General features: G+C 42.5%; 17 protein-coding genes. 14 read left to right on the top strand and 3 right to left on the bottom strand.

Annotation, left to right across the window (positions count from 1 at the left end; all coding sequences use genetic code 11):
• Positions 1–46: 46 nt before the first annotated feature.
• The 11 genes from SRRS_RS15725 (at position 47) to SRRS_RS15675 (ending at position 8804) form a co-directional block, all read left to right on the top strand.
• The gene (locus SRRS_RS15725) at positions 47–256 is read left to right on the top strand and encodes a hypothetical protein (protein WP_371361834.1); all 210 of its coding nucleotides are present in this window, start codon (positions 47–49) and stop codon (positions 254–256) included.
• Between the two features lie 106 nt (positions 257–362).
• Positions 363–578 (top strand): hypothetical protein, encoded by a 216-nt coding sequence (locus SRRS_RS15720; RefSeq protein WP_371361832.1) that lies wholly within the window; start codon positions 363–365, stop codon positions 576–578.
• 1 nt (position 579) lies between these two features.
• Positions 580–1038, top strand: a complete 459-nt coding sequence (locus SRRS_RS15715; protein WP_371361830.1) for a PD-(D/E)XK nuclease family protein — start codon at positions 580–582, stop codon at positions 1036–1038.
• A 196-nt stretch (positions 1039–1234) separates the two neighbouring features.
• Complete coding sequence (locus SRRS_RS15710) at positions 1235–2710, top strand: methyl-accepting chemotaxis protein (protein ID WP_371361828.1); 1476 nt, start codon at positions 1235–1237, stop codon at positions 2708–2710.
• Positions 2711–2993: 283 nt separating this feature from the next.
• Positions 2994–3725, top strand: coding sequence for a GntR family transcriptional regulator (locus SRRS_RS15705; RefSeq protein ID WP_371361826.1), 732 nt, complete (start codon positions 2994–2996; stop codon positions 3723–3725).
• Between the two features lie 46 nt (positions 3726–3771).
• Positions 3772–5172, top strand: a complete 1401-nt coding sequence (nagE, locus tag SRRS_RS15700) for an N-acetylglucosamine-specific PTS transporter subunit IIBC (RefSeq protein ID WP_371361824.1) — start codon at positions 3772–3774, stop codon at positions 5170–5172.
• Positions 5173–5227: 55 nt separating this feature from the next.
• Complete coding sequence (murQ, locus tag SRRS_RS15695) at positions 5228–6100, top strand: N-acetylmuramic acid 6-phosphate etherase (protein ID WP_371361822.1); 873 nt, start codon at positions 5228–5230, stop codon at positions 6098–6100.
• Positions 6101–6104: 4 nt separating this feature from the next.
• Positions 6105–7274 carry an N-acetylglucosamine-6-phosphate deacetylase gene (gene nagA / locus SRRS_RS15690; protein WP_371361820.1) on the top strand — a complete coding sequence of 390 codons (1170 nt, stop codon included), beginning with the start codon at positions 6105–6107 and terminating at the stop codon, positions 7272–7274.
• Positions 7246–7986, top strand: coding sequence for a glucosamine-6-phosphate deaminase (gene nagB, locus SRRS_RS15685; RefSeq protein WP_371361819.1), 741 nt, complete (start codon positions 7246–7248; stop codon positions 7984–7986). Before nagA ends, nagB begins: the two co-directional genes overlap by 29 nt.
• 53 nt (positions 7987–8039) lie before the next feature.
• On the top strand, positions 8040–8513 hold the full coding sequence (locus SRRS_RS15680) for a PTS glucose transporter subunit IIA (RefSeq protein WP_371361818.1): 474 nt from the start codon (positions 8040–8042) through the stop codon (positions 8511–8513).
• Between the two features lie 33 nt (positions 8514–8546).
• Entirely contained in the window at positions 8547–8804 is a 258-nt protein-coding gene (locus SRRS_RS15675) for an HPr family phosphocarrier protein (RefSeq protein WP_371361817.1), read from the top strand.
• An 87-nt stretch (positions 8805–8891) separates the two neighbouring features.
• Here the strand turns inward: SRRS_RS15675 and SRRS_RS15670 are convergent, their stop codons facing one another.
• The 3 genes from SRRS_RS15670 to SRRS_RS15660 all read right to left on the bottom strand — a co-directional run bounded on the left by SRRS_RS15670 (position 8892) and on the right by SRRS_RS15660 (position 11310).
• Positions 8892–9752: a Cof-type HAD-IIB family hydrolase gene (locus SRRS_RS15670; protein WP_371361816.1), complete on the bottom strand. Its 861-nt coding sequence runs from the start codon at positions 9750–9752 to the stop codon at positions 8892–8894.
• 129 nt (positions 9753–9881) lie between these two features.
• Entirely contained in the window at positions 9882–10655 is a 774-nt protein-coding gene (locus tag SRRS_RS15665) for a DeoR/GlpR family DNA-binding transcription regulator (RefSeq protein ID WP_371361814.1), read from the bottom strand.
• A gap of 268 nt (positions 10656–10923) precedes the next feature.
• Positions 10924–11310 (bottom strand): hypothetical protein, encoded by a 387-nt coding sequence (locus tag SRRS_RS15660; RefSeq protein WP_371361812.1) that lies wholly within the window; start codon positions 11308–11310, stop codon positions 10924–10926.
• Positions 11311–11543: 233 nt separating this feature from the next.
• On the opposite strand from SRRS_RS15660, the gene SRRS_RS15655 reads away from it, so the two are divergent.
• The 3 genes from SRRS_RS15655 (at position 11544) to SRRS_RS15645 (ending at position 14137) form a co-directional block, all read left to right on the top strand.
• Positions 11544–12035, top strand: coding sequence for an NUDIX domain-containing protein (locus SRRS_RS15655; RefSeq protein WP_371361811.1), 492 nt, complete (start codon positions 11544–11546; stop codon positions 12033–12035).
• Between the two features lie 49 nt (positions 12036–12084).
• Entirely contained in the window at positions 12085–12471 is a 387-nt protein-coding gene (mgsA, locus tag SRRS_RS15650; protein ID WP_371361809.1) for a methylglyoxal synthase, read from the top strand.
• Between the two features lie 397 nt (positions 12472–12868).
• Complete coding sequence (locus tag SRRS_RS15645) at positions 12869–14137, top strand: dicarboxylate/amino acid:cation symporter (RefSeq protein WP_371361808.1); 1269 nt, start codon at positions 12869–12871, stop codon at positions 14135–14137.
• Positions 14138–14293: the final 156 nt, after the last annotated feature.

The raw sequence follows: 14293 nt of genomic DNA, 5'->3' as shown, positions 1-14293 counted from the left end.
GCGGGATACTGCTGGCTTTTGCTGTAGAAAAAGGAGAGGATCATTTGTGACAACTGACGTAGTAGAAAAAGTAGAAGAAGCCAACAACAAGAAAGTAAGCTGGGAAGCTTTCGTAAAGCAGGATGTGTTAAATTTTATGATAAATCACAATCTGCAAGCCATTACCGTTGATGATGGGGCCGGGAAGAAGGGCGTCATTAAAAGAACGAGCAAAGGTGACTTTTCAGTACAAATCACTTCCAACGAAATATTATAGGACAGTGATAAACCCCATAGGAGCCGTCAGGCCTTCCCTATGGGGTGCAATTATTATATCAGTTATTAAGATTAAAATAAGTAATAAACCCTAGACGGTGATGTGAATGAGATATGTTAGCGCAACCGAGTTAGCAAAATTAGCGAAATGTGAGCGTCAACTTTATTTAGATTCTCAATATGGAGAAAGTACAGAACTTACTGCAAAATATATAAAACAGGGTAACCTTAAGCATGAGGAGTTTAGAAGATTAATTACCGGCCGGCGCGAAATTTGGTTTATTAGGTTCATCCGCTGGTTATGGAAGCTGCTATTTAGGTGAAATGATGGAGTTATTGGCATTTATTGTATTAATCATTACAATCTATTTATGGATCAAAAACAGGCGTAAAGAAAAACTTAGAATCTATTTGATAGAGCCTTACGTGAAGATTGATAATCCTATACCACTTTGTGGAGCTCCCGACGTCGTGTGGATAAATAAGCAAGAGACACTTATAGTTGCTGACTACAAAAATAGGTTTAACGTTTATGACTCTGACATTATTCAACTATCTGTATATCGGCTGTTACTTGAAAAAACGCAGCGAAACAAGGTAGCCAGGTACGGGTTCATCCATCTTAAGAATGGTAAGAGAGTAAAAGTAGATCTCCTAAGTAATGATGAAGTTATTAAACTGTATCATCGTTATCAAGGAATAACAGGCGGAACGGTAAGAACTCGTTATACCAATAGTGCGGGATACTGCCAATACTGCCGGTACGCAGGGAACTGCCGGTAGGCAAGAGGCAGATGGTGTAGAAGATAAAGGATATATTTTACAGGATGTCCTATAAAATATTTTAAATATTAATAGAAAACTATTATTTAATGATAAAAAATATTTAAAGAGAAAGGAATTCTTGATTTTATTTAGAATAAATAGGAATAGAAAGTTTTCACAGTATATCTGGTGATTATGTAGGAGGAGGAAAGTAATGTTCAATCTTTTTAAAAAAGCGCCTTGTGATGAAGCAGTTTGCATTTTGCGAAATGTTGATGATCGAATGAACGGAAAACTAGTTGATGATTTGCAGGTGAACTATCCAATTCATCAACGTATGATGAGTCACTTCGATAAACTATTTGCTAGTGAGAAGAAAATGTCTGGTGCTTGCAAACAAATGTTGGGTACGGTAACTTCGCTAAGCGAGTTTGATGTTAAAATGACACATTCAGCATATAGTCTGATAAATTTCGCTAAAGAGATGGCAGTGTTGAGTGAATCGAATCTTTCAATTGTTGAAGAAATTACAGCTAGTATGAATGATGTGAATGAGACCATTGCACATACGTCGAATAAAATGCAACACTTATCCGATTCATCTAAGAACTTGATTACAAAAAACGATGAAAGCATTGTACAGATTAGCGAAATTAATGAGCTGAAGGAAAATGTGGTGGCGGATACGACGCTAATGCGGGAACAGATTGAGCAACTTGTGGAAATGGCAACTCGCGTTAATGATATTGTAAATGGTGTTGCAGCCATTGCGGAGCAGACTAACTTGTTGGCGTTAAACGCTTCGATTGAGGCAGCCCGTGCCGGAGAATTTGGCAGAGGCTTTTCGGTAGTTGCCGACGAGATTCGCAAATTGGCTGATAGCACGAAGGGCAATCTCAATGACATGCGGGTTTTTGTCAACAATATTCAGCTTGCCGCCAAAGGAGGGCGGGAGAGTCTCAATAATACACTGCATTCTACTAATAGTATGAATGATAAATTAGATAGTATATCAGGAACGATTACGGAAAACGTTGTAATGCTCAGGGATACTATTAAAGACGTGGATGATATATCAGGCCTGATGCTACATATCAAAGAATCGGCGCACCAAGTGAATCAAGCCATGAGCTTATCAGCGCAAGATGCTGAAAAACTGCATGATATGACTCAGTCTATCCACGACGATGCTACACAAAGTGCTGATAATGCCAAGCAAATATCGAAAATTGATGAGGAACTGAGTGGCATTGTGAGAGATATGATTTCGTCACTTAATGGTGGCATCCATGCCATATCAAACGATGAGTTAATCAGTAATTTACAGAAAGCAAAAGAGGCCCATAAGAATTGGATGCGTAATCTGAAACGGATCGCGGACGAGATGAAGGTATATCCGATACAAACTAACTCAAAGCGTTGTGCTTTTGGTCATTTTTATCATGCGATAACGATTCGACAGCCGGATGTACAAAAGGAATGGTCTTCCATTGATGATATTCATAATGAACTACATATTATGGGAGACAAAATGATTGCTGCAATTAACAATAATCAATCTGTTCAGGCGCAAAATTTATACATGCAGGCAGAAGAGTTGTCGGCGAAGATATATTCTCGGATTGACAATGTGATTCGAATTATTGAACAGAAGGCTGGAGCCGGCGAAGAGGTTTTGCAATTTGCCTGAGTGCATAGCCTGATTAATGTCTAACAGGTACTTATCCGTTAACATTCTTTAAAAATGTTAGCGGATTTTTAATTTACCCCAGGTACTTAAAAGAAAAGAGGCTAAGGTGGTAGGTTTTTAAATATTGCGAATAAAGGGAATTATCTTTTAAAAAACTATTGATTTTTGCCAAGTAGTTGTTATAATGTAATCAAAGTGGTATATACAACATATCAACATATCGACATGTTGTGTAAAAAACACCTATTACTGAAATATAATAACTGAACTTGGAGTGAGGGTTATGCGGAAACTAGATAAAGAATCACCTCTACCGCTTTATTACCAATTGAAAAATATCATCTGCGAAATGATTGAAAACGAAGAATTGAAACCACACGACCCGATCCATTCCGAACGGGAACTGTGTGATTATCACAACGTCAGCAGAATGACGGTTAATAAGGCGATTACCAGCCTGGTGACTGAAGGTGTGCTTTACCGAGAACAAGGCAAGGGAACTTTTGTCGCCCCAAGCAAAGAAAAACAACAGTTGTCGAACTTGCTAGGTTTTACTGAAGAGATGCGTAACCGGGGGCTTAAAGTAGATACTAAGTTATTGTCATTCAAACGGAAATCTGCTACCAAAAAATTGCAGCAGGAATTGGAAATTGGTCAAGATCAGGATGTTTTCGAAATAATCAGGCTACGTTGTGTTTCCGGTGATCCGTATGCGTTGGAAACAGCATATATTCCGGTAGCCTTGTGCACTGGGCTGAGTGCAGAGTTACTTGATGGTAAGTCGCTATATGAAGTGTTAGACAATCAGTTTGGCCTGCAGGCTGAATACGCTTATCAAACCATCGAGCCTGTGGCTGTTAATGATTATGAAAGCGATATCCTGGCGATTAAAGAGGGCGCGTTGGCTTTGCTATTTTCCCGCCGGACCTATCTGAAAAATGATGTGCCGATGGAAGTAACCAAGGCTATTTACCGCGGTGACCGATATAAATTCGAAGTCGTTTTACACCGGTAGCCACGTTGGTTTTCCGGCGTGAAAATAAAAAACGAGGAGGTTTACAATGAAAGGCTGGTTTGGTGAACTACAGAAAATCGGTAAGGCGCTGATGCTGCCAGTAGCCGTACTCCCCGCAGCCGCACTACTCTTACGTTTTGGCGCGGATGACTTGTTGAACAGCCCTTTTATTATGAAAGCAGGGGGGGCTCTATTTGAGAATCTTGCACTTCTCTTTGCAATCGGCATAGCGGTTGGTATCGCCCACGACAACAATGGAGCCGCCGGGTTGTCAGGGTGTGTCGGGTATCTTGTTTTAACCAATGGCGTTAAAGCTATTGACCCTAAACTCAATATGAGTGTTCTCGGAGGTATTGTCGCTGGTCTTGTCGCTGGATATCTTTACAATAGGTACTACAATATAAAACTTCCCGACTATCTGCAATTTTTCGGCGGGCGACGCTTTGTGCCGCTTGTAACGGCAGCTTCGTCGGTACTGCTGGCCGGAATTTTTGGTTTAGTTATCTGGGCTCCCCTTCAGGCTGGCATTCACTCTACGGGGGAATGGATTATTGGTGCAGGCGCATTTGGCGTATTCATTTATGGCGTACTTAATCGTCTTCTTATTTTAGTAGGATTACACCATGTGTTAAACAGCTTCATCTGGTTTGTATTCGGTAACTACACTGATCAAACCGGCAAAGTCGTTACCGGCGACCTGAATCGTTTCTTTGCCGGCGACCCTACTGCGGGAATATTTATGGCCGGTATGTTCGTAATATTTATGTTTGGTCTTCCGGCTGTCGCATTGGCCATATATCACCAGGCAAAGCCTCAAAACCGTGCGGCAATAGGAGGTATGTTATTCTCGGTGGCCTTTACGGCTTTCCTTACCGGTATTACTGAACCGATCGAGTTTATGTTCGTGTTCCTTGCTCCTATGCTATACGTACTGCACGCCATTCTGACCGGCGCAGCACTGGCGGTAACTTATTCATTGGGTATTCTGCATGGTTTTGGCTTCTCCGCCGGTCTGACCGATTACCTGCTTAACTGGAAGTTCGCCACGAAGCCGCTTATGATTATACCTGTTGGTTTGGCATTTGGCGTTGTTTATTATCTAGTGTTTTCATGGGCCATAAAAACCTTTAACTTACCAACCCCCGGCCGTTATGATGAGGAAGAAACAACTGCTCTTCCCAATATGGATGTCGGTACATTCCCGACAAGGTTGCTCGAAAAACTTGGCGGCGCGGAAAATTTGCAGGCCGTAGACTCTTGCATAACTAGGTTGCGGCTGAAAGTCAAGGATGCTGATGTTATCAAGGAAGAAGAAATTAAAGCAATTGGTGCCGGAGGATTGATTCGCCACGGCAACAACGTGCAGGTAATCGTAGGCATAAAGGCTGAATTGATTGCTGACGAAATCAAGAAACTTCTACAACGTAATAAAAACATACAAGCATAACTGAAAATTGGGAGCGTTAGCTCCCGATTTTCCAATTAATACTTGGAGGAGACCAATGCAGCAGTTTAATACCGCGACAACCAACATCGATGAAGTATCCCCCTTGGAGATGGTAAGAATTTTTAACAGGGAAGACAAAAAAGTAGCTCTGGCGGTTGAAGATTGCGGGCAGTCTGTTGCGATGGCGGTGGAAGCGGCAACAGAGGCTTTGCAGGGAGGAGGCAGGCTAATTTATATTGGGTCCGGTACGCCGGGTAAGATGGGCGTTATCGATGCATCGGAGTGCCCGCCAACTTTTGGGGTAAATGATAATACCGTAATTGGCATCATATCTGGTGGAACTGATGCGGTTGTCGGCTGGTGCGAAGATACCGAAGATAATGAGCACTTGGCGATAATAGATCTCGCAGCAAAAAAATTCTCAGCGGAAGATATCCTTGTCTGTGTTAGTGCCAGCGGCAACACACCCTATGTTCTTGCCGCCGCCGCCTATGCCAGAAAACTTGGGGCTAAAACTGTTGGTCTATGTTGCTCACCCGGAGGCAAGCTGGAAAAAGTCGTCGATATTTCGATTACAGTTGATGTAGGTCCTGAGGTCATCATGGGTTCAACCCGTCTCAAGGCGGGAACAGCTCAGAAGATGGTCTTAAACATTATCTCCTCCTGTGCCATGATTCGGTTGGGAAAAACTTACGGCAACCTGATGGTTGACGTGCTTCCCTTGAATGATAAGCTTAAACGGCGTGTAGTGGAAATCGTACAGATTGCCTGCGAATGCGATGAAAGAACAGCACGTAAGGCACTGGCGAAAGCAAACAATAATGCCAAAACTGCCATTGTCATGCTGCTCAAGGGGCTGGAAGCCGAAGCGGCACAGCATTGCCTTGCGCAGCATGACGGGTACGTAAAAAAGGCGCTAAAGGGCTGAGACAATGAAAGCGATTTATAATGCAAAGGTAATAACTAATCACGGAACTCTTGTTTCCCATGCAGTAGTCTTTACTGATAAGGTTATCGCCGTAGTGCCTGACAATGAACTTGAATCTTTCGTGGTTCAGGAACGGATTGATGCTAATGGGAATTATGTTGCTCCCGGTTTTATCGATATTCATGTCCATGGTTGTGCCGGAGCCGACACGATGGATGAGGATGACGGTGCTCTTGATATTATAAGTGAAAATTTGGTGCGGACAGGAGTTACGGCTTTCTTACCTACTACAATGACCATGCCGTTCGACTCCATTGAATACATCTTAGAACGCATCCGTTCTAAGATAGGCCAAGGGAATGGCGCTGAAATAGTAGGGTGTCATCTGGAAGGGCCGTTTATCAACAAGGAATACAAAGGAGCTCAGGACAAAACCTATATGCTTAATCCTGACTTTTCAAAGATAAGGGATTATGCCGATGTAATCAAAATTGCTACCATTGCTCCCGAATTACCGGGCAGTCTTGAATTTGTCAGGCAGGCGGTGGCAGACGGCATAATCGTATCTATAGGCCATAGTGCCGCTACCTATGACCGGGCTATGACGGCAATAAAGATGGGAGCATCTCATATTACTCATACTTTTAACGCATTGGGGGCGCTCAATCACCGGCAGCCCGGCGTTATCGGTGCGCTGGCCGACAGTAATGTTACTTGCGATCTAATTGCCGATAACATCCATGTTCATCCAGCCGTCCAGAGATTGTTATTAAAGCTCACGGGTCCAGAGAAACTGATTCTGGTTAGTGACGCCATGCGAGCTACTCTTATGAAAGACGGAGAGTATGATTTGGGTGGTCAAAAGGTTTTTGTCAAGAATGGTGAGGCTCGCATGGAAAATGGTGCGCTTGCCGGGAGTGTGCTTACTTTGGGGAACGCGGTGGCTAATTTCATCGCAACCAGCGGTCTGGCGCTATCCGAGGTTATAAAGATGGTTTCTCTTAATCCGGCCAGGAGACTGGGAATTGCCGACCGCAAAGGTGCTATTGAGGCCGGCAAAGATGCCGATCTTGTTGTGCTCGACGATAACTTAGAGGTTGCTATGACCGTGGCACGGGGGCAGACAGTCTACAGGAGGTATCATATTGAGAATTGTAATTGCCAAGGATTATGAAGATATGAGCGTACGTGCGGCTATGATTGTGGCCGGACAAGTATGTCTTAAGCCGGCTAGTGTTCTTGGCCTGGCTACTGGAAGCACCCCTCTTTTGATGTATAAAAAACTTATCCGTATGCATTGCCAGGCTGGTCTTGATTTTTCTGAGGCGCTAACTTTCAATCTTGATGAATATCTCGGATTATCTTCCTCAGATGAGCATAGCTATCACTGGTATATGAATCATAATTTTTTTAACCATGTCAATGTCCAGCGGGAAAACATTCATATTCCTGACGGCATGGCACAGGATATTGAACGGGAATGCCGCGAATACGACAGAAAAATTCTGGGATGCGGCGGTATTGATCTTCAGATTTTGGGTATTGGGACAAACGGGCATATTGGTTTCAATGAGCCTGATATTAAATTTGAAGCGACAACCCATAAGGTAAAACTTGACCTGGAAACAGTAACTGCAAACTCAAGATTTTTCGCTGATTTTAATGATGTACCGCGTTACGCTATCAGTATGGGCATCAAGACAATTATGCACGCTAAGAAAATTCTGCTTTTGGCTAATGGCGAAAATAAGGCTGATGCCATCTACCGTGCAATTTATGGTGGTATTACGCCGGAGATACCGGCTTCCATTCTTCAGCTTCACCAGGATGTCACCGTTATTATTGAGCAGAGTGCGGCAAAGGATATAAGGCAAAACGTCGCTTAACGGCCGCGAAGTTATGGTAATATTTTAAGTTGAACAATGTGAGGTGCAATGATATGTTCGGTTTTTTTAATAAGCGCAAAACTTTTAGTCTGTACGCTCCGGTCAAAGGCTGTATCCAGGATGTGCAAGCGACTCCAGACGCTGTATTTAGCAGCGGCATGATGGGGGATGGTATATGTATCAATCCCGAAGGCAGTGTTATTACTGCTCCGTGTGACGGTGAAGTTATTGTTGTGCCGAAAACCCGTCATGCGGTAGCACTTAAATCAACGAACGGGGTTGAGATATTAATTCATGTAGGGCTGGATACCGTCGAACTGGGAGGGGAAGGTTTTATTAGTCATGTCCGGCAAGGCGACCAAGTCAAACTTGGTGACAAACTACTTACTTTTGATGCGCCTTTTATCAGCAGCAAGGGCAAATCTTTGGTGACACCGGTTGTCATTACCAACATGGCTAAAGTTGACCGGCTGACAAAGCACTTTGACCGCGCTGACGGAATTATATTGGAAATTATGGCTAAATAGGTCTTAGTATAAATTGTGAAGGGGATCGTTTTTATGATTAAAGTTCAGGTTGTTGTCAATCGTGCTACCGGGCTGCACGCCCGTCCGGCGGCGGTAATCGCCAAGAAAGCCTCTGGTTTTACCAGTAAGATAAGTCTTTTGGCCAATGATAAAACGGCGGATGCTAAGAGTTTGCTTGCAATTATGGGAATGGGTGTAACTCAGGGAACAGAAATCACTCTGATGGCTGATGGGGCAGATGAAAAAGAATGTATTGCTGCCTTGAGCCCGCTTATAACGGCTATGGAATAGTTGGCTGTACTTCCTATCAGGACAAAAAAAGCCTATACCCGTCAGTTGGCAGGTATAGGCTTTGCTGTTGCAAATCTTGCTTCCTAGTTAGAAAAGATGTTTCAATTCGTGAATGATATGAGCGACGCCGCTTTCATCGTTAGATTTTGCTACGTATTGACAGCACTTTTTGATTTTATCTTCGGCGTTGCCCATAGCCACGCCAATGCCGGCTATTTCCAGCATGGAAAGGTCGTTAAAGCTGTCGCCGATTGCGATTGTTTTACTGACGGGAATGTTTAGATGATCGGTAAGATGTTTAAGAGCAAAACCTTTAGAGGCGTTACTGTTTATCATTTCGAAATTATATTGTCCGGAGATAAGCATAGTTAAACCTTCTAAATTACTAAAATAATTTCGTCCTCTGGTTAGTTTGACTGGGTCGAAGGAAAGCCCCAGCATATTGTAATATTCAATATCAGTATCCACTATACTGTCAATATCTTTAACGATTCTGATGCCTTTTTGCGAGTAAATAAGACTCAATATTTTGTCCAAGGCAGCAGGATCAAGGGAAGGGTCGGCAGCTTTAGCCCTGGCAAAATCCAATTTCAGCACGTCTTCTGTAGTAGGTGACAAAAAGATAGTGTTGTCTGTGGAAATCTCATAATAGTAGTCGTTATTATGCAGCCAGCGCAGTGATGGCGCGACGAATTCCTTAGCAAGAGACATTGCCTTGAGCTTCTTTCCATCCCGGGTGAAGATAAATGAACCGTTATTCGAGATAATGTGTGCTGAAATCCCAGCCTTCTCACATACTGCTCTGGCGTCGGCATAAGTGCGCCCGGTGGCAATTGCTATTTCTAAGCCTTCCTTCTGTGCCAGTTCTAGCGCTGATAAATTTTCGGGGCTGATCTCGTGCTGTGAGTTAAGTAGCGTACCATCAAGATCGGTTACGAATAGCTTCACTTTTTCACCTCTTTATAAAGTAAGACTTGCCTCAGGTGGGGTTTTAACTCTATCTGAAGCTTAATCACACTTATCCAGGGAACTTAGTCGCTCTTACTCCCGCCTGTAGTGCGGGAGTTTTAGAGCGAGTTAGTCATCGGATAATTTTTTGGCCACAATCAGGTCAACATTGTGCTTAGCAAGCAAATCGGCAAAATCATCGGGTGGGTTGCTAGCGGTAATAACCAGGTCGATCTGCGAAAGATCGCATATTTTGAAACTGCACGTTTTTCCAAACTTGGATGAGTCAGCTAGTACTACCGCTTGTTTTGCCTGACTAATCATCTTGCGGATGACAGCGGCGTCTTCATCATGATCCACGGTAAGGCCGTGTTCTGAAAATCCAGCCGCACCGATGAAAAGCTTATCGGCAAAACATTCAGACAAGGTGTTTAGTGTCGTAGCCCCATAGAAGTAACGGTGCCTGTGACGTAGACGGCCACCCAGCATAATAAGGGTGATGTTTTCTTTAGTGGCAATTACATCGGCTACATTAATAGCGTTTGTGATAAGTGTGAAAGGTACGTCATCCAGTAGCTCAGCGCAAGCCAGCACTGTTGTTGAGGCATCGAAAATGACACAGTCACCTTGTTTTATCAGTCTGGCAGCGCATGCGGCGATATGCTGTTTTTCTTTAACATCAGTAACAATGCGTTCCGAATACGGTTTGCAGCTGTCGTGGGAAGCGGGTAGAATTGCTCCGCCGTGAGTACGAATGACAGCTCCACGATCGGCTAAGCTGACAAGATCCCTACGGGCTGTATCCCGGGAAACATCGTAAAGACGGCAGATTTCATCTGCGCTGATTCGTTTGTTTTGTTTAAGATAGTCAAGAATGGCTTGCATTCGCTCCTCTTGATACATCGAAGCCCTCCCCTGGAATTATCTTCCTATATATTTTGATTTTAATTAAGTATAAGTGTTTAGTCAAGTATTTATAATCAAATATAAGTAAAAGCATTTTTGGAATAATTTATTTGTGTAAAAACAAAAATCAAATTTGTAATAGTCGGAAATACACAAATACCCCCATCTGTAGGAAATAAAACTACAGAATGGGGGTATTGCTTATGGCGAAGTGAGGCTATACACAAGCAATGAATAAATAGAACTAATGGACGAATGAGAATACTTACAGGAATTTAATGGTCATGTCGCGATAATATTTCGCTTTGGTAGCAAATGGTTCTTTAATGAAATTCGGCTCATCCTGGATCATCTTCTCTAATGTACTTCGCTCTATAATTATATATGGCCTAATTATTCCAAACGGGGTATGAATTTCGGACGAGAGATGCCCAGTGTCGATGTGTGAAAAATTCGGCCCATCCATATAGACTGTATACTCACCCACGACCTGATCATTCTCAGTTACTTTCATTCCTACGTGGTTCTTTTTCCCAGACATAAAAGAGTTTAGAACCGAATACATTGAATGATGGTTTTGCTTAAATGCTTCAAATGCCCGTTTGTAGAATGGTACTAAATCTTCCTGGATAAATGCGTTAGTATTGTTCAAGTATATCCCTTCTTGTCATTTTATTGTTCTACTTATACACGTTACCCAAGGGCGGTAGAATATATGCATTAGCGTAGGTCGACTGTTCAGGGGTAGTTTTTTTAAGGGCAATATAGTTCACTCGAAAGCAAATTTACTAAATCATAATGAAGAATTAACATTTCTATCTTTACTAAAATGCTACACTGTATTTAGGCAACAGACATAATCTTCATAAAAGGCGGTTGATCAGAGTGAAGAATATCAGCGCTGGACTTCTTATGTATCGCTGGAAGCAAGATAAATTAGAGGTGTTATTGTGCCATCCTGGTGGTCCGCTGTATGAAGGTAAGGACAATGGGTATTGGGGCCTTCCAAAAGGAAAAGTTGAAGCTAATGAGACAATCCTGCAAGGGGCATTTCGGGAATTCGCAGAAGAAACGGGCTTCGAACCATGTATTAGCGAATTAATTTCACTAGGCAGCGTAACTGAGAAAAGCGGAAAGCTTATTTGTGTCTGGGCATTTCAGGGCAACTGCGATGCTGATCAACCAGTACAAAGCAACTTGTTTCAAATGGAATGGCCTCCTCGCTCAGGGAGAATCCAATCATTTCCGGAGGTAGATCAACTACAGTTTGTGACACCAGACATGGCTAGGATTAAGATTGAATGCATCCAGCGGCAATTTGTTGAGCGGTTAGAAAAACATTTACACTTGGGTTATCAAATTAAGGAAGCTTTATAGATTAGCTAGTAGAAACACCTATAGGGTAGAAACATAAAGGAGGCAAGGAATGAAGAGAATAGCTCTTATTGCCCACGATCAAAAAAAAGCAGAAATGCTTGCATTCGTGAAAGAACATGAAAGTGTTTTAGCTCAGCATTTTTTGCTAGCGACTGCTACTACTGGAAAAATAATCGCACAGAATACTGCTCTTACGGTAAAAACGTATTTATCAGGACCTATGGGAGGCGATCAGCAAATCGGAGCCCAAATTGCTTCTCAGGAAGTTGACATTGTGATCTTTCTTCGAGACCCATTAACTGCACAACCGCATGAACCGGATATAACGGCTTTGCTTAGAATATGCGATGTTCACAATGTTCCCGTGGCCACTAATATGCAGTGTGCGCATTTAATCTTATCCTGCTTAGGTGGAGTTATAAGAAGGTCGGCATAAGTGAGTAAAATTCAGACATTTACTAAACTGGGCTATAATAAATAGCAGCGCGCCATTGTTATGGCGTGCTGCTATTTATTATGGTGCACGGCGCATGGAGAGGATTCTTACTATGTGTATCGGCATATTTTAAGGGCAGTACTTTTAGCTGTACAAAATTGGGTATTTTACGAGCACACTTTGCTATTTGCAGTGCATATCAATAGTTAAAGGTTCTCACAGAATATAGCGATGGATCATAAGAGTTTTTTATTGTTAGGATAACCAACTCCAATTTCCATCGACCTTTAACCGCGAATTATAATGTTAACAAGACTATTCTAACATCATGGGTCAGCCATTTACGCCCTGGAATGAATGGTCAGTGTATCAATCGAATATGGAGGAGAAATAGTTTATGGAGAAAAATGGACAAAGTAAAGAAAAGAAAAAGGGAGCTGGTCTTACCACTCAAATTTTTCTTGCTCTCATTCTAGGTGTTATTTTTGGCTATACTTTTCCTACTCAGGCTCAGGCGTTAAAACCAATCGGCGACATGTTTATTCGTATGATTAAAATGATTGTTGTGCCGTTGATTTTTGGTTCGTTGATTATGGGTATTGCTGGTACCGGCGACTTCAAAAAGCTGGGGCGCCTGGGCGGTAAAGCACTCATTTGGTTTGAAGTAGCGACAACTTTGGCTCTCATTGTTGGGTTAGTGGTGGTTAACGTTTTTCAACCAGGTGTTGGACTTTCTCTCCCAACTGGTGATGCCAGTGCGGCAACCGGAGCAGCTAAAAAATCAATTGATATGGTGCAAATGATGGTCAACATTGTACCGACAAATGTAATTGATGCGGCAGCTCGTGGTGACATGCTGCAGATCATTTTATTTGCCTGTTTTTTTGGTGTAGCGGCAGCCGGCGTAGGCGCCAAAGGCGAAATAGTAATAAAATTTGCAACAAGCATAACGGAAATTATGTTTAAAGTCACTGGGTATGTTATGAAATGTGCTCCTATCGGTATCTTTGCGTTAATTGCTTATACTGTAGGTAAATTTGGTCTGGCGATGGTTATTCCTCTGGCCAAACTAATTGGTTCCTTGTATTTTGCAGTAATATTCTTTCTTACTATAGTGCTGGTAGTCGCCACTTTGGTTACTCGGGTAAATTTCTTTCATGTGGTACGGGCTCTCAAAGAGCCGCTATTAATTTCTTACTCTACTGCTGCTAGTGAAGCGGCGCTGCCGGTAGCTATGGAAAAATTAGAGAAATTTGGTGTTCCTAAACATATTGTTACTTTCGTATTACCCACAGGTTATACTTTCAACCTGGACGGTTCGACGCTATATAGTTCGCTGGCCGTTGTGTTTATTGCGCAAATGTATAATATTGACTTTCCGCTGTCAACACAATTACTGATGATGGTAACCCTGATGTTATCTACCAAAGGTATTGCCGCGGTACCAGGGGCATCGATCATTGTTATTGCTGCCACCGCTTCTGCTTTTGGGTTACCGGTAGAAGGTATCTCCATTATCCTTGGTGTTGATAGGATTATGGATATGGCCCGGACTACTTGTAATGTATTTGGTAACTGTATAGCGACTATCGTAGTAGCGCGTTGGGAGAAAGAATTACCTGATGAAATCCTGCAGGTAGCTTATGCACAAAACTATGATGATTGATTACTAAAGTGAAGAACCAATTTTAATTGGTTCTTCAGTGACTAGGAAACACTGTAATAGATTATAATGGTTAAGATGTATAAAATCAGAGAGGTTTGCCCTCTCTGATTGATTTTTTGTATAATAAGAATCAACGTAAGGTGTGTAGTACGTACA

This window comes from Sporomusa rhizae, assembly GCF_041428845.1.
GTDB classification, from domain to species: Bacteria; Bacillota; Negativicutes; order Sporomusales; family Sporomusaceae; genus Sporomusa; species Sporomusa rhizae.
This window is presented reverse-complemented; position numbering and strand designations above follow the sequence as displayed.

Coding starts and splice junctions, on each gene's coding strand:
- SRRS_RS15710 (WP_371361828.1), top strand. CDS start 1,235: ATGTTCAATCTTTTTAAAAAAGCGCCTTGTGATGAAGCAGTTTGCATT.
- SRRS_RS15680 (WP_371361818.1), top strand. CDS start 8,040: ATGTTCGGTTTTTTTAATAAGCGCAAAACTTTTAGTCTGTACGCTCCG.
- SRRS_RS15675 (WP_371361817.1), top strand. CDS start 8,547: ATGATTAAAGTTCAGGTTGTTGTCAATCGTGCTACCGGGCTGCACGCC.
- SRRS_RS15715 (WP_371361830.1), top strand. CDS start 580: ATGATGGAGTTATTGGCATTTATTGTATTAATCATTACAATCTATTTA.
- SRRS_RS15665 (WP_371361814.1), bottom strand. CDS start 10,655: ATGTATCAAGAGGAGCGAATGCAAGCCATTCTTGACTATCTTAAACAA.
- mgsA (WP_371361809.1), top strand. CDS start 12,085: ATGAAGAGAATAGCTCTTATTGCCCACGATCAAAAAAAAGCAGAAATG.
- SRRS_RS15645 (WP_371361808.1), top strand. CDS start 12,869: ATGGAGAAAAATGGACAAAGTAAAGAAAAGAAAAAGGGAGCTGGTCTT.
- nagE (WP_371361824.1), top strand. CDS start 3,772: ATGAAAGGCTGGTTTGGTGAACTACAGAAAATCGGTAAGGCGCTGATG.
- nagA (WP_371361820.1), top strand. CDS start 6,105: ATGAAAGCGATTTATAATGCAAAGGTAATAACTAATCACGGAACTCTT.
- SRRS_RS15720 (WP_371361832.1), top strand. CDS start 363: ATGAGATATGTTAGCGCAACCGAGTTAGCAAAATTAGCGAAATGTGAG.
- murQ (WP_371361822.1), top strand. CDS start 5,228: ATGCAGCAGTTTAATACCGCGACAACCAACATCGATGAAGTATCCCCC.
- SRRS_RS15705 (WP_371361826.1), top strand. CDS start 2,994: ATGCGGAAACTAGATAAAGAATCACCTCTACCGCTTTATTACCAATTG.